Source organism: Actinomadura rugatobispora, assembly GCF_042656285.1.
GTDB classification, from domain to species: Bacteria; Actinomycetota; Actinomycetes; order Streptosporangiales; family Streptosporangiaceae; genus Spirillospora; species Spirillospora rugatobispora.
In genome coordinates, this window is sequence record NZ_JBHSON010000008.1 from 160,077 (window position 1) to 186,668 (window position 26,592).

At 74.2% G+C, this 26,592-nt stretch carries 23 protein-coding genes; 15 read left to right on the forward strand and 8 right to left on the reverse strand.

The features are described 5' to 3' along the window. Positions 1 to 80: 80 nt before the first annotated feature. Positions 81 to 524: a YbhB/YbcL family Raf kinase inhibitor-like protein gene (locus ACFPZN_RS08000; RefSeq protein ID WP_378281165.1), complete on the forward strand. Its 444-nt coding sequence runs from the start codon at positions 81 to 83 to the stop codon at positions 522 to 524. A gap of 2 nt (positions 525 to 526) precedes the next feature. Next, entirely contained in the window at positions 527 to 784 is a 258-nt protein-coding gene (locus ACFPZN_RS08005) for a DUF6343 family protein (protein ID WP_378281166.1), read from the forward strand. Positions 785 to 797: 13 nt separating this feature from the next. Here the strand turns inward: ACFPZN_RS08005 and ACFPZN_RS08010 are convergent, their stop codons facing one another. Then, positions 798 to 2,654, reverse strand: a complete 1,857-nt coding sequence (locus ACFPZN_RS08010; protein ID WP_378281167.1) for a transketolase — start codon at positions 2,652 to 2,654, stop codon at positions 798 to 800. Positions 2,655 to 2,836: 182 nt separating this feature from the next. Between ACFPZN_RS08010 and ACFPZN_RS08015 the strand changes: the two genes are divergently transcribed. Beyond that, a complete protein-coding gene (locus tag ACFPZN_RS08015) occupies positions 2,837 to 4,255 on the forward strand; it encodes an MFS transporter (protein ID WP_378281168.1) in 1,419 nt (472 codons plus the stop codon). A gap of 66 nt (positions 4,256 to 4,321) precedes the next feature. Here the strand turns inward: ACFPZN_RS08015 and ACFPZN_RS08020 are convergent, their stop codons facing one another. After that, positions 4,322 to 5,164: a trypsin-like serine peptidase gene (locus ACFPZN_RS08020; RefSeq protein WP_378281169.1), complete on the reverse strand. Its 843-nt coding sequence runs from the start codon at positions 5,162 to 5,164 to the stop codon at positions 4,322 to 4,324. Positions 5,165 to 5,325: 161 nt separating this feature from the next. Between ACFPZN_RS08020 and ACFPZN_RS08025 the strand changes: the two genes are divergently transcribed. Beyond that, complete coding sequence (locus tag ACFPZN_RS08025; protein WP_378281170.1) at positions 5,326 to 6,330, forward strand: Gfo/Idh/MocA family protein; 1,005 nt, start codon at positions 5,326 to 5,328, stop codon at positions 6,328 to 6,330. On the opposite strand, the gene glpK is transcribed toward ACFPZN_RS08025, so the two are convergent. Beyond that, positions 6,327 to 7,835, reverse strand: a complete 1,509-nt coding sequence (gene glpK / locus ACFPZN_RS08030) for a glycerol kinase GlpK (protein ID WP_378281200.1) — start codon at positions 7,833 to 7,835, stop codon at positions 6,327 to 6,329. The genes ACFPZN_RS08025 and glpK overlap by 4 nt on opposite strands. A 21-nt stretch (positions 7,836 to 7,856) precedes the next feature. After that, complete coding sequence (locus ACFPZN_RS08035; RefSeq protein ID WP_378281171.1) at positions 7,857 to 8,687, reverse strand: MIP/aquaporin family protein; 831 nt, start codon at positions 8,685 to 8,687, stop codon at positions 7,857 to 7,859. Between the two features lie 257 nt (positions 8,688 to 8,944). Here ACFPZN_RS08035 and ACFPZN_RS08040 point away from each other — a divergent pair, with 257 nt between their 5' ends. Further along, a complete protein-coding gene (locus ACFPZN_RS08040; protein ID WP_378281172.1) occupies positions 8,945 to 10,150 on the forward strand; it encodes an MFS transporter in 1,206 nt (401 codons plus the stop codon). A 22-nt stretch (positions 10,151 to 10,172) separates the two neighbouring features. Here ACFPZN_RS08040 and ACFPZN_RS08045 read toward each other — a convergent pair whose 3' ends face one another. Together ACFPZN_RS08045 and ACFPZN_RS08050 are read right to left on the reverse strand one after the other, a co-directional pair. Beyond that, entirely contained in the window at positions 10,173 to 11,921 is a 1,749-nt protein-coding gene (locus ACFPZN_RS08045) for a thiamine pyrophosphate-binding protein (protein ID WP_378281173.1), read from the reverse strand. After that, a complete protein-coding gene (locus tag ACFPZN_RS08050) occupies positions 11,918 to 12,691 on the reverse strand; it encodes a cyclase family protein (RefSeq protein WP_378281174.1) in 774 nt (257 codons plus the stop codon). Before ACFPZN_RS08050 ends, ACFPZN_RS08045 begins: the two co-directional genes overlap by 4 nt. Before the next feature lie 229 nt (positions 12,692 to 12,920). On the opposite strand from ACFPZN_RS08050, the gene ACFPZN_RS08055 reads away from it, so the two are divergent. After that, on the forward strand, positions 12,921 to 14,042 hold the full coding sequence (locus ACFPZN_RS08055; protein WP_378281175.1) for a serine hydrolase domain-containing protein: 1,122 nt from the start codon (positions 12,921 to 12,923) through the stop codon (positions 14,040 to 14,042). Between the two features lie 46 nt (positions 14,043 to 14,088). Continuing rightward, complete coding sequence (locus tag ACFPZN_RS08060) at positions 14,089 to 15,606, forward strand: carboxylesterase/lipase family protein (RefSeq protein WP_378281176.1); 1,518 nt, start codon at positions 14,089 to 14,091, stop codon at positions 15,604 to 15,606. 12 nt (positions 15,607 to 15,618) lie between these two features. Here the strand turns inward: ACFPZN_RS08060 and ACFPZN_RS08065 are convergent, their stop codons facing one another. Beyond that, positions 15,619 to 16,488: a PaaX family transcriptional regulator gene (locus ACFPZN_RS08065; RefSeq protein ID WP_378281177.1), complete on the reverse strand. Its 870-nt coding sequence runs from the start codon at positions 16,486 to 16,488 to the stop codon at positions 15,619 to 15,621. Positions 16,489 to 16,610: 122 nt separating this feature from the next. Between ACFPZN_RS08065 and ACFPZN_RS08070 the strand changes: the two genes are divergently transcribed. From ACFPZN_RS08070 to ACFPZN_RS08105, 8 genes are all read left to right on the forward strand, one after another. Continuing rightward, positions 16,611 to 18,146, forward strand: coding sequence for an acyl-CoA synthetase (locus ACFPZN_RS08070; protein ID WP_378281178.1), 1,536 nt, complete (start codon positions 16,611 to 16,613; stop codon positions 18,144 to 18,146). Between the two features lie 225 nt (positions 18,147 to 18,371). Beyond that, positions 18,372 to 19,583 carry an ABC transporter substrate-binding protein gene (locus tag ACFPZN_RS08075; RefSeq protein WP_378281179.1) on the forward strand — a complete coding sequence of 404 codons (1,212 nt, stop codon included), beginning with the start codon at positions 18,372 to 18,374 and terminating at the stop codon, positions 19,581 to 19,583. Between the two features lie 4 nt (positions 19,584 to 19,587). Then, positions 19,588 to 20,349, forward strand: a complete 762-nt coding sequence (locus ACFPZN_RS08080) for an ABC transporter ATP-binding protein (protein WP_378281180.1) — start codon at positions 19,588 to 19,590, stop codon at positions 20,347 to 20,349. Further along, positions 20,346 to 21,014: an ABC transporter ATP-binding protein gene (locus tag ACFPZN_RS08085; protein WP_378281181.1), complete on the forward strand. Its 669-nt coding sequence runs from the start codon at positions 20,346 to 20,348 to the stop codon at positions 21,012 to 21,014. The genes ACFPZN_RS08080 and ACFPZN_RS08085 overlap by 4 nt, the downstream gene beginning before the upstream one ends. Continuing rightward, positions 21,011 to 21,871, forward strand: coding sequence for a branched-chain amino acid ABC transporter permease (locus tag ACFPZN_RS08090; protein WP_378281182.1), 861 nt, complete (start codon positions 21,011 to 21,013; stop codon positions 21,869 to 21,871). Before ACFPZN_RS08085 ends, ACFPZN_RS08090 begins: the two co-directional genes overlap by 4 nt. 73 nt (positions 21,872 to 21,944) lie before the next feature. Beyond that, positions 21,945 to 22,955: a branched-chain amino acid ABC transporter permease gene (locus ACFPZN_RS08095; protein ID WP_378281183.1), complete on the forward strand. Its 1,011-nt coding sequence runs from the start codon at positions 21,945 to 21,947 to the stop codon at positions 22,953 to 22,955. Between the two features lie 17 nt (positions 22,956 to 22,972). Next, complete coding sequence (locus ACFPZN_RS08100) at positions 22,973 to 24,097, forward strand: 5-methyltetrahydropteroyltriglutamate--homocysteine S-methyltransferase (RefSeq protein ID WP_378281184.1); 1,125 nt, start codon at positions 22,973 to 22,975, stop codon at positions 24,095 to 24,097. 116 nt (positions 24,098 to 24,213) lie between these two features. Further along, positions 24,214 to 25,062 (forward strand): siderophore-interacting protein, encoded by an 849-nt coding sequence (locus ACFPZN_RS08105; protein ID WP_378281185.1) that lies wholly within the window; start codon positions 24,214 to 24,216, stop codon positions 25,060 to 25,062. A gap of 46 nt (positions 25,063 to 25,108) precedes the next feature. On the opposite strand, the gene ACFPZN_RS08110 is transcribed toward ACFPZN_RS08105, so the two are convergent. Next, positions 25,109 to 26,518: an ABC1 kinase family protein gene (locus ACFPZN_RS08110; RefSeq protein ID WP_378281186.1), complete on the reverse strand. Its 1,410-nt coding sequence runs from the start codon at positions 26,516 to 26,518 to the stop codon at positions 25,109 to 25,111. Positions 26,519 to 26,592: the final 74 nt, after the last annotated feature.

The following is a 26,592-nucleotide window of genomic DNA, read 5'->3' on the forward strand; positions in this document are numbered from 1 at the left end:
CCCGGGCGCCCGGCCCGCGTTCCCGCCCGGTGACCTGCATCGCCGCCCGCCCGACCGGGCACGGGAAGGATATGAACGAGATGACACTGCACAGCCCCGCGTTCGACGACAACGCGCGGATCCCGGCCGACTACTCGCACGCCGGAGGCGACGTCTCGCCCCCGTTGCAGTGGTCGCAGGCGCCCGAGGACGTCGTGGAGATCGCGCTGGTCTGCGAGGATCCCGACGCGCCGAGCGGCACGTTCGTCCACTGGCTGCTGGCGGGGATACCGCCCGACACCACCGAGCTGGAGCCGGGCGAGCCGCCCGCCGGGGCCGTCTCCGGGCGCAACGACTACGGGACGCGCGGATACGGCGGCCCGCACCCGCCCCGGGGCGACCAGGCGCACCACTACATCTTCCACCTGTACGGGCTGTCCGAGCCGTCCGGGCTGCCCGAGGGGTTCTCCGCCGAGGACCTCCGGGTCGCCGAGCAGGAGAAGGTCGTGGCCTCGGGCACCCTCGTCGGCACGTTCGGGAGGTGACCATGGACGGGCCCGGCGCGCCCGGGCACCACCGGCAGCCGGCCGGGGACGAGCCGCTGACGGCCCGCAGCCCGCTGCGGCTGCGCGCGGTCCTGTCGACGGTCGCGCTCCTCGCGGGCGCGGTCGCCGCGGTCCTCTTCGCGGTGGCCGGCTCGCACGGCGGCGGCCCCGGCGCCTGGACGGCCGCGGCGATCTGCGCGGTCATCGCGCTGGTCGCCCTGATCGACATAGTGGTGATCGCCCGCCGCGCCCGCGACTGAGCCGCACCGGCCCTCAGGCGTGCGCGGCCAGGTCGATCAGGTCGCGCGCGGCGGCCACGATCGCGTCCGCGTCGATCCCCGCCGCCTCCAGCTGCTCCTCCGGGGTCGCCGAGGCGGGCATGTTCCGCACGGCGAGCCGGGCCATCCGCGGCACCGGGCGGCCGTCGCCGAAGGCCTCGGCCACGGCGTCGGCCAGGCCGCCCTCCGGCCAGTGGTCCTCCACGGTCACCAGCCGCCCGGTCGCGTCCGCCGCCTCGCGCAGCGTCACCGCGTCCACCGGCTTCACCGAGTACAGGTCGACGACGCGGGCCGCGATCCCGGCGGCGGCCAGCCGGTCGGCGGCCTCCAGCGCCTCGTGCACCGTGATCCCGGCGCCGACCAGCGTCACCTCGTCGCGGTCGCTCGCGCGCAGCACCCGGCTGCCGCCGATGGCGAACTCCTCGTCCGGCCCGTAGATCACCGGGGTCTCGCCGCGGCTCGTCCGCAGGTACCTGATCCGCCGGTCGGACCGGCTCGCGGCGGCCATCGCGTCCACCAGCCGGGCGGTCTGGTTGGCGTCGCACGGGTACAGGACGGCGCTGCCGTGCACGGCGCGGAACGCCGCCAGGTCCTCCAGGCCCATCTGGGACGGCCCGTCCTTGCCGATCGCCACCCCGGCGTGGGAGCCGACCAGGTTGACGTCGGCGCGGCTGACGGCGGCCATCCGCACGAAGTCGTACGCGCGGGTCAGGAACGCCGCGAACGTCGCGGCGAACGGCACCCAGCCGCGGGCCTGCATCCCCACCGCCGCCGCGACCAGCTGCTGCTCGGCGATGTAGACCTCGAAGAACCGCTCCGGATGCTCCTTGGCGAAGATCCCCGACCGGGTGGAGTCACCGACCTCGCCGTCCAGCGCGACGACCTCGCCGTACCCGGAGCCGACCGCGGCCAGCGCCGCCCCGAAGGCGTCGCGGGTGGCGACCTCGTCGCCGACCTCGTACCGGGGCAGGGTGACCGGGCCGTGGTCCAGCGGCCGGGCGCAGTGCTCGGCCTCCGGATGCCGGGTCGCCACCGTCAGGTCGCGGCGGCCGCCCAGCTCGGCGACCGCCTCCTCGGTGTCGGGCAGCGGCTTGCCGTGCGCGCCCTCCTTGTCGGCGACCGCGGCGACGCCGTGCCCCTTCTCGGTACGGGCGATGATCGCCGTCGGGCGGCCGGTGGTGGCGCGGGCCTCGCGGTAGGCGGCGTCGATCGCGGCCACGTCATGGCCGTCGATCTCGATCGTGTGCCAGCCGAACGCGCCCAGCCTGCGGGCGTAGGCGCCGGTGTCCCAGCCGTGCCGGGTGGGCCCGCGCTGCCCCAGGCGGTTGACGTCGAGGATGGCCGTGAGGTTGTCCAGGCCCTCGTACCCGGCGTGCTCCGCGGCCTCCCAGATCGACCCCTCGGCCATCTCGCTGTCGCCGCACAGCACGTACACGCGGTACGGCAGCCGGTCCAGGCGCTTGCCCGCCAGGGCCATCCCGACCCCGACGGGCAGCCCCTGGCCCAGCGAGCCGGTGGCCACGTCCACCCACGGCAGGCGGGGGGTGGGATGCCCCTCCAGCCGGCTGCCGAGGGAGCGGAACGTCAGCAGCTCCTCGTCGGAGATCGCCCCGGCCGCGGCGTACAGGGCGTACAGCAGCGGGGACGCGTGCCCCTTGGAGAAGATCAGGTGGTCGTTGCAGGGATTGGAGGGCGCCTCGAAGTCGCAGCGCAGATGGTGGGCCAGCAGCACCGCCATCAGGTCCGCCGCCGACATGGAGGAGGTCGGGTGGCCCGACCCGGCGGCGCCGGACGCGCGGACCGCGTCCACGCGCAGCCTCTGCCCGAGTTCGCGCAGCTCGTGTTGGTCCATGCCGGGCCCCTTACCCGGCATGGGCACGGCAATGCGGGCCGCGGGCCCCCGGCCGTGGTCCGGTGCGGGGTCAGTGCGCGTGGCGGGGACGGCCGCCTCCGGATGGGCGTGCAGCCAGTGGCGTCAGTACCGGTATCGGCGCGCTCTTCTACCGGTACCCGATTCCAGGCACGCTGATGGTCATGACAGAGGCAACCACCGTCCCCCCAGGGAGCGCGCCCCCGGCGGAGCGGTCGAGCGGGCCGCACGGCGGCCGGGTGCTCGCGCTGCTCCTGCTGGGGCACTTCATGGCGATCCTGGACGTCAACATCGTCAACGTCGCCCTGCCGACGCTGCGCGCCGACCTGGGCGCCTCCGGCTCCGGGCTGCAGCTGGTGGTCGCGGGCTACGTCATCGCGTTCGCGGTGCTGCTGATCACCGGCGCGCGGCTGGGCCGCCTGCACGGCCACCGCCGCGCCTTCCACGCCGGCCTGGCCGTCTTCACGCTCGCCTCACTGGCCTGCGGGCTGGCCCCCGGGACCTGGTGGCTGGTCGCCTTCCGGTTCCTGCAGGGCGCGGGCGCCGCCCTGATGTCGCCGCAGGTGATGAGCCTGCTGCAGCGCACCTTCACCGGCGCCGCGCGGGGGCGGGCGCTGGGCCTGTACGCCGCGGTGACCTCCGGAGGCGTCGTCGCCGGGCAGATCGCCGGGGGCCTGCTGGTGAGCGCCGACCTGTTCGGCGCCGGATGGCGCACCGTCTTCCTGGTGAACGTGCCGATCGGCGCGCTGCTGCTGGCCGCCGGGCCGCGCGTGCTGCCCCGGGACGAGGGCAGCCGCGACGGCGGCCTCGACCTGCCCGGCCTGCTGGTGCTCACCCCGGCGGTGCTGCTGTTCGCCGTCCCGCTGATCCTCGGCCACGACCTGGGCTGGCCTGCGTGGGGCTGGGTCTCGCTGGCCGCCGCCGCGGTGCTCCTGCCCGCCTTCGTCGCCGTCGAACGCGGCGTCGCGGCCCGCGGCGGCCGCCCCCTCATCTCCGGCCGGGTGCTGCGCGCCCCCGGCCTGCCCCTCGCCCTGGCCGTCCTGGTGTTCGGGCCGGGCTCGTGGGGGTCGTTCCTGTTCACCACGACCCTGCACCTGCAGGGCGACCTGGAGCTGACGCCGCTGCAGTCGGGGCTGGCCTTCGTGCCGTGCGTCGCCACCTTCGCCCTGGTGGGGCTGACCTGGTCGCGGCTCCCGGAACGGTGGCACGGCTGGACGATCGCCGCCGGGTTCCTGCTGGCCGCCGCGGGCTACGCCGTCCTCGGGCCGCTGGCGGGCGGCGGCGTGCCCTACGAGGTCCTCACCGGCGTGATCGGGCTCGGCCTGGGCGTCCTGCCGATCGTGATGACCGCGGCGCTGCGGCACGTGCCGGCGGACGCGGCGGCCGACGCCAGCGGGCTGCTGCTGACGATGATGCAGCTGGGCCAGGTCGTCGGGATCGCCACCATCGGGACGCTGTTCCTCACGCTGGCCCGCGACGGAGGCTCCACCCGGCACGCCGAGTACGCCACCGGGTGGGCGCTGGCCGCGAGCGCCCTGATCGCCGCCGTGCCGGCCCTGGCACTGGCGCGCCGTACACGTTAGGGGCCGCCGGGCCGGCCGCCCGCCCGGCCCCATGGCGCGGGGCCGGGCAGGGCTGTGAAACGCCGGCTATCGCGTGGCGGCGGGGCGGGGCAGGGCGCACCTGGCGTCCAGGACGACGTCGCTGCGCGCGCCCAGGCAGCGGGCCAGCAGGTAGGTCTGCTGCCCGTAGTTGGTGCCCTTGCGGACGGTGACCCTGCCGTCCCTGCCGACCTCGCACGGGTTGTTCAGGGTGCAGCGCTCGCCGCTCTCGTTGCCGGTGTTGTTGACGCCGACGACCTGGCGGGAGCGGGCGTCCACGATCGGCGACCCGGAGGTGCCGCCGATCGTCTCGCACTCGGGCGTGTAGCGGATGGAGTCCTTCCAGGTCCAGTCCGCCTCGCGCATCCGGTGCACGAAACCGTCGATCTTGCAGGAGTAGATCTTCTTCCAGTAGCCGGAGACCACCCGGATCTGGGTCCCGGCCTTGGGGCGGGCCGGGGAGAGGCGGAGGGCGGAGATCCCGTACTTGCGGCGGATGTCGGCGTAGGTGCTGCTCAGCCGGTACACCGTCACGTCGGTGTCGGTCATGGTCGCGTACTCGATCCGGGTGGCGCGGAGCGTGCCCAGCTGCCTGCGCCCGGACGGGTCGAGCAGCGTGAACGTCCTGGTGGACGGCCGGTCGACGATCACCTCGCCGGCGCCCGGCATGCCGGTCTCCAGGCAGTGCCCGTTGGTCAGGACCAGCGCCTTGTCGCGGTCGGCGGTGCGCGGCCCGCGCACCAGGGAGCCGGAGCAGTTGTCGAGCGCCACGGTCCCGGCGAAGTCGACCTTCCCGGCGGGCGCGGCCGCCTGTGCGGGGCCGCCCACGGCGGTCAGCGCGGCGCCGCCCGCCGCCAGGGCGAGGGCCGCTCCGGCCAAGGGTCTGATCATGGGTGTCCTCTCTGCGAGGGCGGCGCACGGTCACGGCCGCCGGGCATGCCGATCGATGATGTCCGGCGGTCCGGCGGCGGGCAAGGCCAATGGCCGTGAAGCCGCGAATCCCTTGCCGCGGCGGGAATCCGAAGATCATCCAAACCCGTACGATGTACCGCATGGCCGACGAACCGATTCGCTGGGGAATCCTGGGCACGGGCGGGATCGCGGAGGTCTTCACCGCCGACCTGCTCCGCCTCGACGGGCACGAGGTCGCCGCCGTCGGGTCCCGCTCCGCCGCGACCGCCGCGACCTTCGCCGCCCGCCACGGCATCGGCCGGGCCCACGGCTCGTACGCCGACCTGGCGGCCGACGGCGAGGTGGACGTCGTCTACGTCGCCACGCCCCACCCCGTGCACTTCGAGCCCGCCCGGCTGTGCCTGGAGGCGGGCCGGGCGGTGCTGGTGGAGAAGCCGCTCACCACATCGGCGGCCGACGCAGAGCGGCTCGCCGCGATCGCCCGCGACCGCGGCGTGTTCGCCATGGAGGCGATGTGGACGCGCTTCAGCCCGCTGACCCGGCGGCTGCACGCGCTGGTCGGCGAGGGCGCGATCGGGGACGTCTCGGCCGTGTACGCCGACTTCGCCACGGCGCCGCCGTTCGATCCCGAGCACCGGCTGTGGTCGGCGGACCTGGCCGGGGGCGCGCTGCTGGACCTGGGCTGCTACGTCCTGTCGGTGACCTGGCCGCTGCTGGGCCCGCCCGACAGCGTGCAGGCCACCGCGTCACCGGCACCGACGGGCGTGGACGCCAACACCGGGATCCTGCTCGGGTACGGCTCGGGCGCGGTGGCGCTGCTGCACTGCGGGCTCATGGGCGAGTCGCCGCACACCGCCACCGTCGTCGGGACCAGGGGCCGCATCGAGCTGGCCTCACCGTTCTACCGGCCCGAGTCCCTGACGCTGACCCGCGCGGGCGGGGAGACCGAGGTCTTCACGGTGGACCTGGCGGGCAACGGCTACACCTACCAGGCCGAGGAGGTCGCGCGGTGCCTGCGGCTCGGCCTGACCGAGTCGCCGCTGCTGCCCCTGGACGAGTCGGTGGCCGTGCTCCGCGTCGTCGACGAGATCGCCGCCTCCTTCCGCCGCCAGGCCCCCGGCCGCGACGGATCGGCGCGCGGCTAGTCGACCTCGACCCAGCCGAAGGTGCGCTCGACGGCCTTGCGCCAGCCCGCGTACCCCTTCTCCCGCTGCTCCTCGTCCCACTCGGGCTCCCAGCGGCGGTCCTCGTTCCAGTTCTGCCGCAGCTCGTCGGTCGTGCGCCAGAACCCGACGGCCAGGCCCGCGGCGTACGCGGCGCCCAGCGCGGTGGTCTCGGCGACGACCGGACGCGACACCGGCACGCCCAGGACGTCGGCCTGCAGCTGCATGCACAGCTCGTTGGCGGTGACCCCGCCGTCGACCTTCAGCACGTCCAGGGAGACGCCCGAGTCCGCCCGCATCGCCTCGACCACGTCGCGGGACTGGTAGCAGATGGCCTCGAGGGTGGCCCGCGCGAGATGGGCGTTGTTGTTGAAGCGGGACAGGCCGACGATGGCGCCGCGCGCGTCGCTGCGCCAGTACGGGGCGAACAGCCCCGAGAACGCGGGCACGAAGTACACGCCGCCGTTGTCGTCGACCTGCCGGGCCAGCGACTCGCTCTGCGCGGCGCCGGAGATGATCCCGAGCTGGTCGCGCAGCCACTGCACCGCCGACCCGGTCACCGCGATCGAGCCCTCCAGCGCGTACACCGGGGCCTCGTGGCCCAGCTGGTAGCAGACCGTGGTGAGCATCCCGGCCTTGGAGCGCACCAGCTCGCCGCCGGTGTTGAGGAGCAGGAAGTTGCCCGTCCCGTAGGTGTTCTTGGCCTCGCCTGGCGCGAAGCAGACCTGGCCCACGGTGGCGGCCTGCTGGTCGCCGAGGTCGCCGGACAGCGGCACCTCGCCGCGCAGCGGCCCGGACGCCCGGGTCGCCCCGTACGGGTCGGGCGCCGACGACGGCCTGATCTCCGGGAGCATGGCGCGCGGCACGCCGAAGAACGACAGCAGCTGGTCGTCCCAGTCGAGGGTCTCCAGGTCCATCAGCATGGTGCGGCTGGCGTTGGTGACGTCGGTGACGTGCACCCCGCCGTCGATGCCGCCGGTGAGGTTCCACAGCACCCAGGTGTCGATGTTGCCGAAGACCGCCTCACCGCGCTCGGCGTCCTCGCGCACGCCCTCGACGTTCTCCAGGATCCACTGGATCTTGCCGCCGGAGAAGTAGGTGGCGGGCGGCAGCCCGGCCCGGTGCCGGATGGTGTCGCCGCGCCCGTCGCGTTCCAGTGCGGCCGCGATCCGGTCGGTGCGGGTGTCCTGCCAGACGATGGCGTTGTAGTACGGGCGCCCGGTGCGCCGGTTCCACACGACCGTGGTCTCGCGCTGGTTGGTGACGCCCAGCGCCGCCAGGTCGGTGTGGCGCAGGTTCGCGGTGTTGCGGGTGGTCTCGATGACGGCGCGGGTGCGTTCCCAGATCTCGGTGGGGTTGTGCTCCACCCAGCCGGCCCGGGGCAGGATCTGCTCGTGCTCGAGCTGGTGGCGGGCGATCTCGTTGCCGCCGTGATCGAAGATCATGAACCGGGTGCTGGTCCTTTCTGCCGGGTCGGGCGCCGGGATCGGCGCGGTTGCATGGACGGGTCAGGAGTTCTCCGGGTCGTACTCCGGCTTGAGCTCGTCCTCGGGGACCGCCTCATCCTCGGGCGGCAGGTTGCGGCCGACGAGGAGCAGGTACAGGCCCGCGCCGATCACGCCGCCGATCAGGGGACCGACGATCGGCACCCAGAAGTAGAGATCACCGTGCTGGTCGCGCCACGCGCCGCTGTATCCGGTGAGGTACTGCGCCAGCCGCGGGCCGAGGTCGCGGGCCGGGTTGATCGCGTATCCGGCGTTGGTCCCCCACGCCATCCCGATCCCCACCACCAGCAGGCCGATCACGACCGGGGTGAGGTTGGCCAGCGGCGGGTTGTTGCGCAGGTCGGTGAGGGCCATCACGACGAACAGCAGGATCGCGGTGCCGATCACCTGGTCGCGGAAGCCGCCCCACAGGTCCACCGGCAGGGTGCCGTTGCCGGGCAGGGTGCTGAACACGAACTGGGTCTTGACCGTGTGGCCCGGGTCGAACGCGGCCAGCACCTCGGTGTAGTTCCACCGGACGATCAGCGCGGCGACGAACGCCCCCGCGAACTGCGCCAGGATGTAGGGGGCCACCTTGATCCACGGCAGCCGCCTGAACACCGCCAGCGCGAGGGTCACCGCCGGGTTGATGTGGCCGCCGCTGAGCCGGGCGGCGACGTACACGCCCATCGTGACGCCGATGCCCCAGGCCCAGGCGATGCTGTCGTGGTTGCCGAGGCCGCCCGCCACCACCTGCGCCACCACTCCGACGCCGAACAGGATGAGGATCATCGTGCCGGCGAACTCCGCGGCCATCTCGCGGGCCAGCGGAGGGAATCCCAGTCGTTCCGCCATGTCTCCTCCTCGGGGCGGTGTGACGTGAGACCTATGTCTGAGCGCGACCGCGAGGAGCCGGTCAGTGCCGGCCGGTCGGCGATCGCCGGCGGGACCCGGCCGATGCCCCTGGACCGGCCGGGAGGCGTCGGAGCCCGCCGATGCGGGTACGGGTGCAGCGTGGCGGCCCCGGCCCCCGCGGCGGCGCGCTCACGACCGAGACCATGCCCAGCGGGCAAGCGTTCATAGCGGACCGTGACGATCTTTTAGGGGGCCGGATGGCGGCCATGGACGCCATAGCCGGGGCCACCGCGGCGGACACCTCGCCGCGCGGCCGGCACGCCTACCTCGCGCTGGCGGCCTGGGCGGTGCTGGTCGACTGCTGGGCGTGGACGATGATCGGCCCGCTGGCGCCCGGCTACGCCGCCGATCTCGGGCTGTCGACCGCCGAGGTCTCGCTGCTGTCGGCGGTGCCGCTGGTCGCCGGCGCGCTCGGCGGCGTCCCGGTCGGCGCGCTCACCGACCGGTACGGCGGCCAGGTGATGCTCGCCGTGGTCGGCTTCCTGGCCTTCTTCCCGGTGCTGTACCTGGCGTTCATGGACACCTCGTTCACGTTCATGGTCGCGGGCGCGCTCGCGCTGGGCGTGGCCGGGACCGCCTTCGCGGTCGGCGTCCCGTTCTGCAACGCCTGGTACGAACCCGCCCGGCGGGGCCTGGTGGCCGGGGTGGTCGGGGCGGCGGCCTCGGCCGGCATAGCACTGTCGGCGCTGCTCGTCCCGTGGCTGGCGGACGCCGCGGGCCGCACCGCCACCTACCTGGCGACCGCCGCGGTGGTGGGGCTGACCGCCGCCGCGATGCTGCTGTTCACCCGGGACGCGCCCGGCTGGCAGACCTCCGAGGACCTGGTGGGGCCGCGGGTGCGGGCCGCCCGGCGGCTGCCGGTCGTCCGGCGGGCGTGGCCGCCGTACGCGCTGGCCTTCGGCGGCTTCCTGGCCATGCCGCTCTACCTGCCGACCTACCTGCGCGAGGTGTACGGCACCGATCCCGGCGCCGCCGCCGCGCAGGCGGCCGCGTTCGCCCTCGGGGCGGTCGTGGCGTGGCCGGCGGGCGGGTTCCTGGCGGACCGGATCGGGCCCCGCCGGCTGCTGGTCGACGCGCTCGGGCTCGCCGCCGCGCTGACGCTGGTGATCACGGCGGGGCCGGCGGCCGGGATCGCCGAGGCGGTGTCGTTCACACTGCTGGCGTTCGCGCTGGGGGTGGCGGCCGGGGGTGTGTTCGCGCTGGTCGCCCGGTGCACGGAGCCGTCCCGGACGGGCGCGGTGACGGGCCTGGCCTGGGCGGTGGGCGTGCCGGCCGCGTTCGTCCCGGCGCTGCTGCTGGGCGCCGCGCACGCGATCACCGGGTCGTACGTGATCGGCCTGCTGCTCCTCGCCTGCGCCGCGCTGGCCGGGGTGCTCCACGCGGCCATCGCCCTGCGCCGGTGACCGCCGCCCGCCCCGAACGCCCCTAGTGGCCCCGGAACGCCTCCTCGAGCCACCAGGACGGGGCGTTCGCGGTCACCTTGGCGTCCACCACCATCGGCCGGTCCCGCGGCCCCGCCAGCCAGTCGGCCACCGCGCCCAGGTCCTCGCGCTTGCGCACCGTGACGGCCCGGCAGCCGAAGCCCTGCCCGATCGCGGCCAGATCGGCGGGCGGGAAGGTGACGGTGTCCAGCGGATGGCCGTCCGGGCCGAAGTGGTGCACCTCCGCGCCGTAGGCCTCGTCGTCGTACACCACCACCAGCAGGCCCAGGCCCAGCCGCACCGCGGTCTCCAGCTCGGCGACCGACATCAGCGCGCCGCCGTCGCCGAGCGCGGCCACGGTGAGGCGGTCGGGACGGGCCACGGCGGCGCCGATCGCGGTGGCCAGGCCCAGCCCGACCGACTGGAACGCCTGGGTGAACACCAGCCCGTCGGCGTCCGGGACGTCCAGGAACATCGCCGGGTAGCCCATGAAGTTGCCGGAGTCGACGGCTACGGTGCGCTCGGCGGGCAGCAGGTCGTCCAGGGCGATCGACAGCGTGCGCGGGTCGATCCGGGAGCCGTCGGAGTCGTCGTCGTACGGGTGGTCCCGCCAGCGCCGCTCGCGCGACAGCCGTTCCTCCAGCCCGGCCGAGCGGTACCCGGGCGAGGAGTGGTCGCGGGCGGCGAGCTCGGCCTCGGCGGCGCGGGCGGTCTCCGCCGCGTCCCCGATCAGGCTGAGGTCGACCGGATGATGCGCGCCGAGGGCCTGCGGGTCCAGGTCGACCTGGACGACCGCGGCGCCCTTCCCGACCAGGCCGCCGTGGCGCAGCGTCCACATGTTCAGCGACGCGCCCCAGCCGACCAGCAGATCCGCCCCGGCGATCAGCTCGGCGGCGGCCGGGGTGGCGAACCCGCCGCTGACGTCCAGGTCGTACGGGTCGCCCAGGAACAGCCCGCGGGCGACCGCCGAGGTGGCCAGCAGCGCGCCGCAGCGCGCGGCCAGGGCGCGCAGCGGCTCGCGGGCGCCCGACAGCCGGGCGCCGCGCCCGGCGATGAACACCGGCCGCCGGGCGGCCGCCAGCGCGTCGGCCAGCCGCGCGACCCCGGCCGGCGGCGCCACCGCCAGGAACGCCACCAGCGCGGGCCGCGCGAAGACATCGCGCAACGGCGTCCCGGCGCCGGGCGTGGAGCGTGCCGGCGGCCGGAGCGCGGGACGGGCCACGGGACGGCCCAGCCCCTCCGCGCCGCTGTACTCGGCGGCCTGCACGTCCAGCGGCAGCCCCAGGACGACGGTGCGGCGCTCGGCCACGGCGGTGCGGCAGGCGCGGGCGACGTCGGCCAGCGCGGTGCGCGGCGAGTGCACCCGCTCGGGCACCGCGCCGCCCGCCGCGGCCAGCGCCGCCTGGTCGATCCGGAAGTTGGAGCGCACCGCGCCCGCCGCCGCCTCGCCGGTCAGCACCAGCAGCGGGGTGCGGCTCTTGGCGGCCTCGGTGATCCCGGTGAGCGCGTTGGTCAGCCCCGGGCCCTGGTGCACCGACAGCACGCCCAGCCCGCCGGAGACCCGCGCGAACGCGTCGGCCATCGTGGCCGCGCCGCCCTCGTGCCGGGCCGCGACGAACCGCGCGCCGCCCGCGACCAGGGCGTTGGTGACGTGGAAGTTGCCGCTGCCGACCACGCCGAAGACGGTTCCGGCGCCGAGCCGTACGAGCGCGTCGCCCACCGCCGCGGCGACGTCCGGCGGTCCCGCGCTCACCGTTCGACCAGGGCCAGCACGCGGGCGGGACTGCCGGAGCCGCCGACGATCGGCAGCGGGGTGGCGACCAGGACCGCGCCGCGCACCGGCAGCGCGTCCACGTTGCGCAGCTGGGTGAGGCCGTACTTGCCCGCGCCCAGGAAGTAGGAGTGGCAGGGGAAGGGCGGCTCGAAGCCGTGCGCGGCGCCCGCGTCGGTGCCGACGGTCTCCACCCCCAGCCCGAGGATCGGCGTCTCCTCCGCCAGCCAGCGGGCGCACTCGGCGGAGATCCCCGGCGTGTGCGGGCCGTTCTCGTCGGCGTTGAGGAAGGTGTCCTGGTCCCCGGCGCGGGCGTCCCATCCGGTGCGGTAGAGCAGCCAGCCGCCCTCGGGCAGCGGGCCGTGCCGCTTCTCCCACTCCCGCACGTGGTCGATCTGGAGCAGGAAGTCGTCGTCGGCGGCCGCGTGCGCCGAGGCGTCCAGCACCACGGCGGGGGCGACCAGGCGTCCCGGACGGACCTGGGAGACGTCCTCGCCGTCGCGGCCGGTGACCCAGTGGACGGGCGCGTCGAAGTGGGTGCCGACGTGCTCGCCGGTGCGGATGTCGTTCCAGTACCAGGCGGGGCCGCGGTCGTCGTACCGGCTGATCTCCTCGAGCGCGAACGGGACGGTGTTGGCGAACGGCTCGGGGAGCCGCAGGATCGGCGTCGACTCCGACAGCGGCGCGGTGAGGTCGACCACCTCCACCGATCCGTCGGCGAGGGCGGCGATCAGTTCGGCGAGCACGGGCATCGGTGTTCCTCCACGGGTGCGCGGCGGTGCGGGCTGAGGTGCGGGCTGAGGTGCGGGGCTGCGGTGTCCCGAACGTACCGGCGAACGGTGTGCCCGGCCACAGGGCCGGCCCCGCGGTTCGTTGCACACGCACATTTACTCTCCGGCGTCGGACGTGGACGATCTGGGCATCCCTTGATCATCATCATGATGATCATCGGCTCGATGATCCCACCCAGGGAGGTCCGCGTTGCGCAGCAGAACCCTTGCCGCCGGTGCCGCCGCCGCGGCGGCGGTCCTGGTCATCGGCACCGCACCCGCCGTCCAGGCCGATCCGCGCCCGGCCCCGCCGCCCGCCGCCGCCAGGGAGGCGACCCGCGGCTTCGACGTGCTCCGGCCCTCCGGTGACCCGGTCGTGCTGCGCGACGCGCCCCGCAGGCTCGACGTCACCTACACCCACGACGGGCGGCGGCGCACCCTCGACCAGTATCTGGCCACGACCGGCACCCAGGGGTTCGTCGTCCTGGACGCCGCCGACGGCCAGGACGTGGTCTTCGAGCGCTACTCGTTCGCCACCCGCGACACCCGCTTCCAGTCCTGGTCGATGGCCAAGTCCTTCACCTCCGCCGCGGTCGGCATCGCGCTGGACGAGGGCGCCATCGGCTCCATCGACGACGCGGTCACCGAGTACCTCCCGGACCTGGCCGGTTCCGGCTACGACGGCGTGTCGATCCGCGATCTGCTGCGCATGTCGTCGGGCATCGCCTGGGAGGAGGCCCTCGACGTGCCGCCCGTGCACGTCGCCGCCAGCCTCGGCTCCCCGCTCCCGGCCATGGCCAGGCAGCGCAAACGGGGGTGGGAGCCGGGCAGCCGGTTCGAGTACACGTCCATGAACTCCTTCGTGCTGGCCTGGCTGGTCGGCCGCGCCACCGGCGTCCCCTACCACCGCTACGTCGAGCGGAAGCTGTGGCGGCCCGGCGGCATGGCGTCGAGCGTCCACCTCGGCAACGACTCCAACGGCAACAGCATGGGCTACTGCTGCTACTACGCCACCGACCGCGACTTCGCCCGCTTCGGCCTGCTGTACCTGCGCGGCGGCCGGGCCAACGGGCGCCAGGTCGTGCCCGAGGCGTGGGTGAAGGAGTCGACCAGGCCCTCGGCGCCGTTCAACGAGGGCTACGGCCTGCACTGGTGGCTCGGCGAGGACGGCGACTTCATGGCCACCGGCCTGGCCGGGCAGCACATCTACGTCTCGCCCGAACACAAGGTGGTCATCGTGAAGTCGACGCTGGCGACGATCCTCGGCCAGGATGAGACCGAGACCGCGTTCCGCGCGGTGGCCGCGGAAGTGGCCAGGACCCGCACGTCCTGAGACGGAGTTCCGCCCCGCCCGGGGCTCCCGCGAGGAGGCCGAGACCGTGACCCGAACCCTGGACGGCACCCCCGCCCCCGTCGTGAAGACCGCGTCCGGCACCGTGCGCGGAGGGATCGACGGGACGGCGGCGGTGTTCAAGGGCGTCCCGTTCGCCGCGCCCCCGTTCGGCGCGGGCCGGTTGCGCGCGCCCCTGCCGCCCGAGCCCTGGGACGGCGTCCGCGACGCCGTCGCGTTCGGCCCCCGTCCCCCGCAGTCCGGCGCCGTCTTCGGCATGCCGTCCTGGACGGCGGACGAGGGCCTGGACTGCCTCACCGTCAACGTGTGGACCCCGGACCCGGGCGGCTCGGGCCTGCCGGTGATGGTGTGGCTGCACGGCGGCGCGTACATGGCCGGGTTCTCGGGCCAGGCCGACTACGACGGCGCCCTGCTGGCCGGCGCGGGCGTCGTCGTGGTGACCTTCAACTACCGCGTCGGCTTCGAGGGGTTCGGGACACTGGCCGGGGCGCCCGCCAACCGGGGGCTGCTCGACCAGGTCGCCGCCCTGCGCTGGGTGCGCGACAACATCGCCGCGTTCGGCGGCGACCCGGACGCGGTGACGGTGTTCGGCGAGTCGGCGGGCGCGGGCTCGATCGCCTCGCTGCTGGCGATGCCGTCCGCCCGCGGGCTGTTCCGGCGGGCCGTCGCGCAGAGCGTGCCGGGCACGTTCTTCTCCGCCGGCCTCGCCGCGCGGCTCGGCGCCGGGATCGCCGGCGAGTTGGGCAGGGCCGCGACGCTGGACGACCTCGAGGGGACGCCGCCCGAGGACCTGCTGGGCGCGGCCGACGCGTTCTCGGCCACCATGCGCGACGACTTCGACACCTGGGGGCCGGTCGCGTCCACCGCCGTCGCGTTCTCCCCCGTGGTCGACGGCGAGACGCTGCCGGAGACGCCGTGGCGGGCCGTCGCCGCGGGCGCCGCGCGCGACATCGACCTGATCGCCGGCTTCAACCGCGACGAGTACCGGCTGTTCATGGTCATGGGCGGGCTGTTCGGGAAGATCACCGGCGAGCGCCTGGCGGTGACGGCGGAGGCGATCGCGCCCGCCGGCGCCGCCGCGGCCTACCGCTCCGCCCACCCCGGCGCGGGCGCCGACGACCTGTACGCGCTGATCTGCTCGGACTGGCTGTTCCGCATGCCCAGCGCCCACCTGGCGACCGCGCAGGCCGAGGCCGGAGGCACCGCGTTCGCCTACGAGCTGACCTGGCCCTCCCCCGCCATGGACGGTGCCCTGGGCGCCTGCCACGGGCTGGACGTCCCGCTCACCTTCGGCAACCTCGACGCCGGGATCGCCGCGCTGGCCATCGGATCGCCCCCGCCGGAGGAGGCCGCGGCGCTGTCGGAGCGGATCCGCCGGGCGTGGACCGCGTTCGCCGCCACCGGGGACCCCGGCTGGCCGACGCACGGCCCCGACCCGGAGACCGCGACCACGCACGTGCTCGACGTGGCGCCGCACGACGTCACCGGCGCGGAGTCGTTCTCCCGCCGCCTCTGGGCCGCCCACCGCTTCGACCCGCTCGACTGAGCGTGGCCCCCGTCACGCCGGGGACGCGAGCCCGGGGCAGGGCACCGGGACGAACTCGATGAGCTCGTCGGCGATGGCGCGGGCCCCGCTCTCGTACCGCGCGCGCAGCTCGTGCAGCACCTCCTGGGCGCGCACCGCGGGCCACTCGGGCGGCAGGTGCTGGACGGGCAGCCGCGGGTCCACCCGCACCAGGCCCAGCCACTCGGTCATCATCCAGAGGAAGCGGGCCAGGTCGTCGGGGGCGGCCGGCAGCGGCTCGGGACGGTCCCAGCGCTCCAGGAAAGCCCGGTACCCGGCGGCCAGCCCGTCGAGGTCGAACGCGTCCCGGATCATCCGGCCCACGTCGGTCGGCTCCTCGGCCGTGCCGTGGAAGACCTTGACCCGCTCGGCGAAGCCGCTGTCGCGCCCGCCGGGCGCGACCACCTCGCTTACGTCGACCCGCGAGGGGGCGATCCAGATGCCGTTGCCCAGCGGCCCGAACCCCGCCCACACCAGCCGGGAGCGCAGGTCGTGCCGCTGCCGCTGCCACGACTCCGGCATGGTGAACGACAGCACGGTCCAGCGGCCGTCCCAGTCTGCGTTGACGGCGCCGCGCCGCCACACCCGGGCCTCGCCGTCCAGCAGGATCCGCTCCGAGCGCCCGGTGAGCCCGAAGTGCATCCGCCGGCCCCGCCGGTGCCGCGCCAGCAGCCCGCGGCCGGCCATCCGCGTGAGGGTGGAGCGGATGGCGTGCTCCCCGACCCCGAGCCGGCCGAACACCTCGATGAAACTGCCGGAGAACACCGCGATGTCGCGCCGCACGACGTAGTTTCCCAGGAAGGTCAGCATCAGCGACTGGGGCCGCGGGGTCGGGTCGGTACGGTCCAAGGATTCGGCTCCCATGCGGTCAGGGTAAGGGCCCGGCAACGATGTTCGGCAGATTGTTGACTGCCGCAATGGATCCGCCTATCTTCGCACTACTCCAGCCCGCCCCGACTCCTGATCCGATGATCCAGGGAGCATCGATGCACAACGAGGGACTCGGTTCCTGGCCCGCCCGCCGGGCCCGGAAGACCCCCCGCCGCGCCGCCCTCGTCCACGACGGCCGGACCCTGACCTACGCCGAGCTCGACGAGCGCTCGACCCGGCTGGCGCACGGCCTGCGCTCCCTGGGGGTCCGGCGCGGCGACCGGGTCGCCTACCTCGGCGCCAACCACCCCTCCTTCCTGGAGACGCTGTTCGCCGCCGGGACGCTGGGCGCGGTGTTCGTCCCGCTCAACACCCGCCTGGCCGCACCGGAGATCGCCTACCAGCTCGCCGACTCGGGCACCTCCGTGCTCGTGTACGGGCCGTCGCACGCTTCGCTGGTCGAGGAGGTCCGCGGCGCGGCGCACGTCCGCGCCCACATCGCGCTCGAGGGCGCCGAGGCGGGCGGCGGCGCGCACGACTACGAGGCGCTGCTGGCCGGGGCCGCCGCCGACCGCGTCGACGAGGCGGTCGGCCCGGACGACCTGTGCATGATCATGTACACCTCCGGCACCACCGGGCGGGCCAAGGGCGCCATGCTCACGCACGGCAACCTCACCTGGAACGCGGTCAACGTGCTGATCGACCACGACCTCACCGCCGACGAGGTGGCCCTGGTGTCGGCGCCGCTGTTCCACACCGCGGGCCTGAACATGCTCACCCTGCCGGTGCTGCTCAAGGGCGGCCGGTGCGTGCTGGTGCCCCGGTTCGACCCCGGCGCCACCTTCGACCTGATCGAGGAGCACCGGGTCACATTCATGTTCGGGGTGCCCGCGATGTTCCAGGCGGTCGCCCGCTCGCCGCGCTGGGACGGCGCCGACCTGTCCTCGCTGCGCATCCTCACCTGCGGCGGCGCCCCGGTGCCGCCCACGCTCATCGCCGCCTACGGCGAGCGCGGGCTGACGTTCCTGCAGGGATACGGCATGACCGAGGCCGCGCCCGGCGTGCTGTTCCTGGACGCCGAGCACGCCGAGAGCAAGGCCGGGTCGGCGGGCGTGCAGCACTTCTTCAGCGACGTGCGCGTGGTGGCGGCCGGCGAGCCGGGGCTGCGCCCCGCCGCGCCCGGCGAGACCGGCGAGGTCGTGGTGCGCGGGCCGCACGTCTTCCGCGGCTACTGGGGGCTGCCGGAGGAGAGCGCCGCGGCGTTCACCGACGGCTGGTTCCGCAGCGGCGACGCCGCCCGGGTCGACGAGGACGGCTACGCCTACATCGTCGACCGGATCAAGGACATGATCATCTCGGGCGGGGAGAACATCTACCCGGCCGAGGTGGAGCACGCCGTCCTCGCCCATCCCGACGTGCTGGAGTGCGCGGTCATCGGGGTGCCCGACGACAAGTGGGGCGAGGTCGGCCGCGCCGTCGTGGTGGCCCGGGACGGCTCCGGGCTGACCGCCGAGGACGTGCTGGCCGCGCTCGCCGGCCGGCTGGCCCCGTACAAGATCCCCAAGTCGGTGGTGTTCACCGGCGCCCTGCCGCGCAACGGCGCGGGCAAGCTGCTCAAGCAGCCGCTGCGCGCCGACTTCGGCAGCCCCTAGCCGGCCCCGGCCCCGGCCCCGAGCACGGCACATCTGAAGAGCGAGACATCTCGAGAGCGAGCCCCACCAGCAAGCCCCCGCGCAGTTCGGAACCACCCCCGACACCACGTCCGAACCGACCGAGAGAAGGTGCAGAGCACCGTGGGCAGATTCTTGACCGGGGTAGGGAGGGTGCCTAGATTCGAGAGGCGCCCGGTGAGCCGCCCCACCTCCCTGGAGGTAGCCGTGCGACGTCCCTCCCCCCGCCGCTCCTCCCGCCGCCTGGCCGCGCTGACCGCGCTGGCCCTCCTCCTCCCGCTCACCGCCGCCTGCGGGGACTCCTCCGGCGGCGGCTCCGGCCCGATCAAGATCGGGCTGATCACCTCGCTCACCGGCAACTACGCCCCGCTGGGCAGCGAGGACAAGAAGGCGGTCGAGCTGGCCGTCGAGCAGGTCAACGCCAAGGGCGGCATCCACGGCCGGAAGATCGAGATCGTGTTCCGGGACGACAAGACCCAGCCCGACCAGGCCGTCCTGGCGCTCAACGCGATCAAGCGGGACGTGGACGCGGTGATCGGCCCGGTGTTCTCCAACTCCGCGCTGGCCGCCGAGCCGATCGCGCAGCGCGACAAGATCCCCTACCTGTCGCTGGCCCCGGCCACCGAGCAGGTCGAGCCGATCAAGTCCTACGTGTTCGTGACCCCGGCGCTGTCGGCCATGTACGCCGAGCGCTACCTGCAGTACTTCCAGCACGAGAAGATCACCAAGATCGCGGTGGCGCACGACAGCAAGAGCGGCTACGCGGTCGCCGGGCACAGGTCCACCCTGCGGCTGGCCGCCAAGTACGGCGTCCAGGTGGTCAAGGACGAGTCGTACGAGACCACCACCGGCGACTTCAGCCCGATCTTCACCCGGATCAAGGACTCCGGCGCCCAGGCGTTCCTGTTCTGGGGCACCGGCGCGCCCGGCGTCACGGTCACCAAGCAGTACGTCGCCTCCGGCGTCAGGATCCCGCTCATGCTGACCGCGTCCCAGGCCAGCACGCTCTGGCTGAAGCCGGTGGGCGCGGCGGCCGAGGGCATCACCGTGCAGAGCGCCATCGGCGTGGTCGGCGACCACCTCCCGGCGGGCCCGCAGAAGCAGATCATCGACCAGCTCGCCGGGCCGTTCAGGCAGAAGCACGGCTACGCGCCGCCGCAGTTCGCGCAGGACGGCTACAGCGCCGCGCTGCTGCTGTTCGAGGCGCTCAGGAAGGCGGGCGGCACCGACGGCGAGAAGGTCCAGAAGGCGCTGGAGACCATGGACCTGATCACGCCCAACGGCCGGTTCCGCTACTCCGCGACCGACCACTCGGGCCTGGGCCCGGAGTACATCTCGGTCAACACCGTCAAGAACGGCCAGTTCATCCCCACCGACTGGGCCAGGGAGCAGCTGGCCAAGACCGTCGCCGGCGGGTGAGGGGGTGCTCCGGATCGAAGGGGTGTCCCGGCACTTCGGCGGGGTCTACGCGGTGCGGGACGTCGACCTGGCCGTCGGCGAGGGCGAGCTGCGCGGCATCATCGGCCCCAACGGCGCCGGCAAGTCCACCCTGTTCAACCTGATCGCCGGGCATCTGCGGCCCGACGAGGGGACGATCGCGCTGCGCGGCCGGCCGCTGGGACGGCTGCCCGCGCACTCCCGGGCGGCGCTGGGCGTCGCGATCGTCTTCCAGGCCGCCCGCGTGTTCCGCGGCATGTCGGTGCGGGAGAACGTGATGGTCGGCGCGCACGCCGGCACCCGCGCCGGGTTCTGGACGGCCGCGCTCCGGCTGCCCCGGCACCACCGCGAGGAGCGGCTGATCCGCGCCAGGGCGGACGCGGCGCTCGCGCGGGTCGGCCTGTCCGACTGGGCGGGCCGCCCGGCCGAGTCGCTGCCGCTGGGCCAGCAGCGCTCGATGCAGCTGGCCCGCGCGCTGTGCGCCGGCCTCGCGCTGCTGCTCCTGGACGAGCCCGCCTCCGGGCTGCGCGCCGCCGAGCGGGAGGCGCTGGCCGGCCTCATCGCCGAGCTGCGCCGCGACGGGCTGACGATCATGCTGGTGGAGCACGACGTGGGGATGGTGACCCGGCTGGCCGACCGGATCACGGTGCTGGACCTGGGCCGGGTCATCGCCGACGGCACCCCCGAGGAGATCCGGTCCGATCCGCGGGTCATCGCGGCGTACCTGGGCGAAGAGGTCGGCACGTGATCGAGGTCGAGGAGCTGACCGTCCGGTACGGGTCGGCGACCGCGCTGGACCGGGTGTCGCTCACCGTCGGCGACGGCGAGATGGTCGCCCTGGTCGGCCCGAACGGCGCCGGGAAGTCCACGCTGGTCGACACGCTGTCGGGGATCGTGGCGCCCGCCTCGGGAACGGTCCGGGTGACCGGACGGTTCGCGCACGTGCCCGAGGGGCGGCAGCTGTTCCCGGACCTGACCGTGGAGGACAACCTGCGGCTGGGCGCCTGGCGGGTCAGGGACCGCGACACCGCGCCGGTGTACGAGCTGCTGCCCGGCCTCCGGCGACTGCGGGACCGCCGCGGCGGCACCCTCTCGGGCGGCGAGCAGCAGATGGTCGCGGTCGGCCGGGCGCTGATGGCCCGTCCCGAGGTGATCGCGGTGGACGAGCTGTCGCTGGGCCTGGCGCCGCTGGTCATCGCCGACCTGGCCCGCCACCTGGCCGAGCTGAACGCCGAGCGCGGCACCGCCGTGCTGCTGATCGAGCAGAACGCCCGGCTGGCCTTCGACCTGTGCTCGCGCGCCTACGTCCTGGAGGCCGGCCGGATCGTCGCCGAGGGCCCGTCGGACGAGCTGGCCGGGAGCCCCGAGGTCGAGGGCGCCTACCTGGGCGGCCCCATCCAGGAGACCAAGTGAGCGACTTCCTCAGCTACCTGATCAACGGGCTGGCGGTCGGCTGCGGGTTCGCGCTGATCGGCAGCGGCCTGGTGGCCGTCCACCGGGTGACCCGGGTGGTCAACTTCGCCCAGGCGATGTTCGCCGTCGTCGCGGGGCTGAGCGCGGCCTCGTTCCTGGCGGCGGGGCTGCCGCACGGGGTCGCCGAGGTCGCGGCGGTCGGCGTCGCGGTCGGCGCCGGGCTGCTGGTCGGGCTGCTGGCGATCGGCCGGCCCGGCACCTCCCCGCTGTCCTCGCTGATCATCACGCTCGGCATCGGCATCCTCGCCTACGCGGTGGAGGTGATGATCTGGGGCGACCAGCCGCGCTCGTTCCCCGGGCTGGGCGGGTCGTTCACCCTCGCGGGCGCGACCGTGCAGAAGCAGTACCTGCTGGTCATCGCGGTCACGGCGGTGACGTTCACGGCGCTGGCGCTGTTCTTCGGCCGCACGTACGCGGGCAAGGGCCTGACCGCCTGCGCGTCCAACCCGTACGCGGCCCGGGTGGTCGGGATCGACGTGCGGCGGATGGGGCTGCTGGCCTTCGGGCTCGGCGGCGCGCTGGGCGGGATCGCCGGGGTGCTGGTGACGCCGCTGCAGCCGATCTCGTTCGACTCGGACGTGACGCTGATCGTCAACGGCTTCGCCGCGGCCATCTTCGGCGGGCTGCTGCGCCCCGGCGCGGCGCTGGCCGGCGGGCTGGTGCTGGGCGTGGCGGAGGCGATGGTGGCCGGGTACGGGAAGGCGTCGTACCAGATCGAGGTGGCGCTGGGCCTGATGCTCGCCCTGATGATCTGGCAGGCCGTCCGCACCCCCGCTCTGCAGGAGGAGGCGGCATGACCGAGCGAAGCGAGGGCATGAGCGCAGCTCTTGCCGGGGGGTGTGGGGGGTCGTCCCCCCACGAGGAAAACGCATGATCGGGCTGCTGGCCCGGCTGCGCGGGCGGGGCGAGGCGGCCGGGGTCCGGCTGCCGCATCTGGCGGCGCTGTTCGCGCTGACCATGGTGCTGTCGGCCACGCTGGGCGAGGGGCAGCTGTCGGTGTTCATCCTGCTCGGCCTGGCCGCGATGGTCACCGTCGGGGTCTCCCTCCTCATGGGGTACGCCGGGCAGGTGTCGCTCGGCCAGGCCGCCTTCTACGCGATCGGCGGGTACACCGCCGGGCTGATGAGCGTGCACGGCCTGCCGCGGCTGCTCGGGCTGGCGGCGGCGCCGCTGGTGGCGGCCGCGTTCGCGGTGGTCATCGGGATCCCGCTGCTGCGGCTGCGCGGCCACCATCTGGCGTTCGCGACGCTGGCCACGCAGCTGATCCTGCTGTCGCTGGCGGGCGAGCTGGACTTCCTCGGCGGCAGCATCGGGCTGCAGGGCATCCCGCGGCTGGGCGCGGGCCCGTTGGAGCTGGAGGACGACCGCGGTTACGCGTTCATCACCTGGGCGGCGGTGGCCGTGGTCGTGCTGGTGGCCCGCAACGTCATCGAGTCCCGGCAGGGACGGGGCCTGCGGGCGCTGGCGACCAGCGAGGTGGCGGCCGAGTCGGCGGGCGTGGCGGTGGGCCGCGCGAAGCTGGCGGTGTTCGCGCTGTCGGCCGCGTTCGCCGGGCTGGCCGGGGGCATCTACGCCTACTACGTCGGCTACATCGCGCCCGGCTCGTTCCCGGTCCTGCTGTCCGTCGAGTACGTGGTGATGGCGGTGGTCGGCGGCCTGGGCACGGTCTGGGGCGCGCTGGCCGGCGCCGCCGCGATCACGCTGCTGATCCAGCTGCTCAACAACGTCGGCACGATGGAGGGCATGCCCGGCTACGCGCCGAGCGTGCTGTCGTACGCGGTGTACTCGGTGCTGCTCATCGCCGCCGTGCTGTTCATGCCCGGCGGCCTGGTGCCGGCCGTGCGGGCCCGTCTGTCCTCCCGGGCATCGGGAGCCGCATGAGCACGAGAGGGAGAGCCATGGCCCTTCGAGACGAGCCGCCGTTCCGGGCGGACCACGTGGGCAGCCTGCTGCGGCCGGCGGAGCTGCTGGGAGCCCGCGCCGACCACGCGGCCGGAAGGATCAAGGACGAGGAGCTGCGCCGCGCCGAGGACGAGGCGATCCGCTCGGTGGTGGCCGCCCAGCGCGCGGCGGGGCTGCGCTCGGCGACCGACGGCGAGTTCCGGCGGACCTCCTGGCACATGGACTTCATCTACCGGCTGGGCGGGATCAGCCCCGCCGACGAGCAGATCAAGGTGAAGTTCCACCGGCGCAACGGCGACATCGAGTTCACCACCGCGGCGCTGCGGGTGCACGACCGGATCGCGCTCAACGAGACGATCTTCGCCGCGGACTTCGCCCACCTGCGGGACCTGACCGAGGGCACGGGCGTCACGCCGAAGCTGACGATCCCGTCCCCGAACATGGTCCACTACCGGGGCGGGCCGGCCTCGATCGACCCCGCCGTGTACCCCGACGTGGACGAGTTCTGGGCGGACCTGGCCGCCGCGTACGCCGAGCAGGTCCGCCGGCTCGGCGAGCTGGGCTGCCGCTACCTGCAGTTCGACGACACCAGCCTGGCCTACCTCAACGACCCCGAGCAGCGCGCGATGATCAAGGCGCGCGGGGACGACGCCGACCACCTGCACCTGCGCTACATCAAGCAGCTCAACGGCGCGCTGGCCGGGCGGCCGGAGGGGATGCGGGTCACCACCCACATGTGCCGGGGCAACTTCCGGTCGGCGTGGACGGCCGAGGGCGGCTACGACTTCGTCGCCGAGGCGCTGTTCGGCGAGCTGCAGGTGGACGGGTTCTTCCTGGAGTACGACGACGAGCGCTCCGGCGGGTTCGAGCCGCTGCGGTACGTGCCGGAGGGGAAGACGGTCGTGCTCGGGCTGGTCACGACCAAGAGCAGCGTGCTGGAGAGCAAGGACGACCTCAAGCGGCGCATCGAGGAGGCGAGCCGGTACGTGCCGATCGAGCGGCTGTGCCTGTCGCCGCAGTGCGGCTTCTCCTCCACCGTCGAGGGCAACGAGCTCACCCGCGACCAGCAGATGGCCAAGCTGGCGCTGATCGTGGAGACCGCCGAGGAGGTCTGGGGCTGACCGGCCCGAGCCGGGCGTCCTGAAAAGGGTCCCTCCGCCCGGAAGCGCGCGCCGGTCTCTCCCTTCACCCGAACAGAGAGGTTAGGCTTACCTAATAAGCGCGATCGGAGGGACCTATGGCGAACGAGCCGGCACGCAAGCGTCGTCCACTGAACACCGGCACGGTGCTGCGCACCGAACGGCTGACCCCGCACATGATCCGGGTGGTGCTCGGCGGTGAGAGCCTGGCGGGCTTCGGCGCGGGCGAATACACCGACCACTACGTCAAGCTGCTCTTCCCGCAGCCGGGGGTGACCTATCCCGAGCCGTTCGACATGGAGACGATCCGCGCGGAACTGCCCCGCGAGCAGTGGCCCGGCACCCGCACCTACACCGTGCGCGCCTGGGACCCGGAGGCAGTGGAGCTGACCATCGACTTCGTGTACCACGGCGACGAGGGTCTCGCCGGACCCTGGGCGGCGGCCGCGAAGCCCGGCGACGTGCTGCGGTTCCAGGGGCCGGGAGGGGCGTACGCGCCCAGCACCGAGGCCGGCTGGCACCTGCTGGTGGGCGACGAGAGCGCGCTGCCGGCGATCAGCGCCTCGCTCGAACGCGTTCCCGAGGGCGCTCCCACCCGGGTGTTCCTCGAGGTCACGGGCCCGGAGGAGCAGCAGGAGCTGACCACTCCCGGGGACGCCCAGATCGTCTGGCTGCACCGCGACGGGGGCCCGGTCGGCGACGCCCTCGTGGCGGCGGTGGAGGCCCTGCAGTTCCCCGCGGGAGACGTGCACGCCTTCGTACACGGCGAGGCCGGCTTCGTGAAGCGGCTCCGCCGCCACCTGCGGGTCGAGCGGGGCCTGCCGATGGACCGGCTGTCGATCTCCGGTTACTGGCGGTCCGGCCGGGACGAGGACGGCTGGCAGTCGTCCAAGCGCGACTGGAACCGCCGGGTCGAGGAGGAAGAGGCCAAGGCCCTCGCCTCCTGACGCGGCGCCGGCCCCGCGGTCGGCGCCCGTACGCTGGCAGGACGCGCTAGGCGGTGGCCTCGCCCTCGGCCAGCCCGGGCACCCCGGGAGGGCCGGTGAGGCCGCCGCCTTCGGCGTCCTCGGCGCCGTCGGGGGCGTCGCCCGCGGCGAAGCCGGGCAGCCAGCGCTCGGCCTCGGCGCGGAAGTCTCCCTCCGCCTCCAGCTGGCACAGCACGCCGCCGCAGCTGGTCAGCGCGCGGGTGACGGCCATGTACTGCGGCGGGAGGCGCAGGTGCCGCGCCAGGCCGCCGGGCCGCATGTCGGTGGCGATGCCGAAGCCGCGTGCGGTCTCCTGGCGCATCCACTCGCGGGTGTAGCGGAACCGCTCGGTGGCGAACGGGAAGGCGTGCGCCGACACCAGCGCGGCCAGCTGCTCGGGGTCGATGTCGCCCTCGCGGGCGAGGAAGCCCTCCTCGCGCATGGCCTCGACCATCTCCTCGGGCGTGCCGAGCGTGCCGATCCGCAGCAGCCGCCCGATCGACCACTGCAGCTCGGCCGGGACGCGGGCGGCGCCGCCGAAGTCCATGACGCCGAGGCGCCCGTCGTCCAGCATCCGGAAGTTGCCCGGGTGCGGGTCGATGTGGATCATCTCGCAGCGGGCCGGGCCCGACAGCAGGAAGCGGAACAGCAGCAGCCCCGCCCGGTCGCGCAGCTCCTGGGGCCCGTCGGCGATGACCTTGGCCAGCGGGGTGCCGTCCAGCCACTCGGTGACCAGCACGTGCCCGGACTGCGCCACCACGGCGGGGACGAGGATGTCGGGGTCGCCGTCGTAGGCGTCGTGGAAGGCCGACTGGGCGCGGGCCTCGTCGTCGTAGTCGAGCTCCTTCTCCAGCCGCCGCTTGAGGTCGGCCACGACCGGCTTGACCTCGACGCCGGGGAACAGCGGGGTGATGAGCCGGCTGAGCCGGGAGATCTGGTTGAAGTCGCTCATCAGGGCCTTGCCGGCGCCCGGGTACTGGACCTTGACGGCGACGGCGCGGCCGTCGCGCCAGACGGCCCGGTGCACCTGGCCGATCGAGGCGGCCGCGGCGGGCCGGTCGTCGAACTCGGCGAACCGGTCGCGCCAGTCCTCGCCCAGCCCCTCGGCCATGACCCGGTGCACGGTGGCCGCCGGCATCGGCGGCGCGGCCTCCTGCAATTTGGTCAGACTCGAGCGGAACGGCCCGGCCACCTCCTCGGGCAGCCCGGCCTCGAAGATCGACAGCAGCTGGCCGACCTTCATGGCGCCGCCCTTGAGCTCGCCGAGCACCCGGAAGAGCTGGTCGGCGGTGCGCCGCTGGACCTCCAAGGCGACCGTCTCGGCGGGTCGGCCAAGGGTGCGTTTGCCCAGTCCGAGCGCCGTCCGGCCGGCGAAGCCCAGGGGCAGCGAGGCCAGCTTGGCGCTGCGCGTCACCGCGCGGCGGGGGATGTCGCTCACTCATTCAGTAGTACCAGTCTTCAACGCCGACGGTAAGTGCGTCCTGGCGCGGCGTCCCGGCATACGGCGGCCGA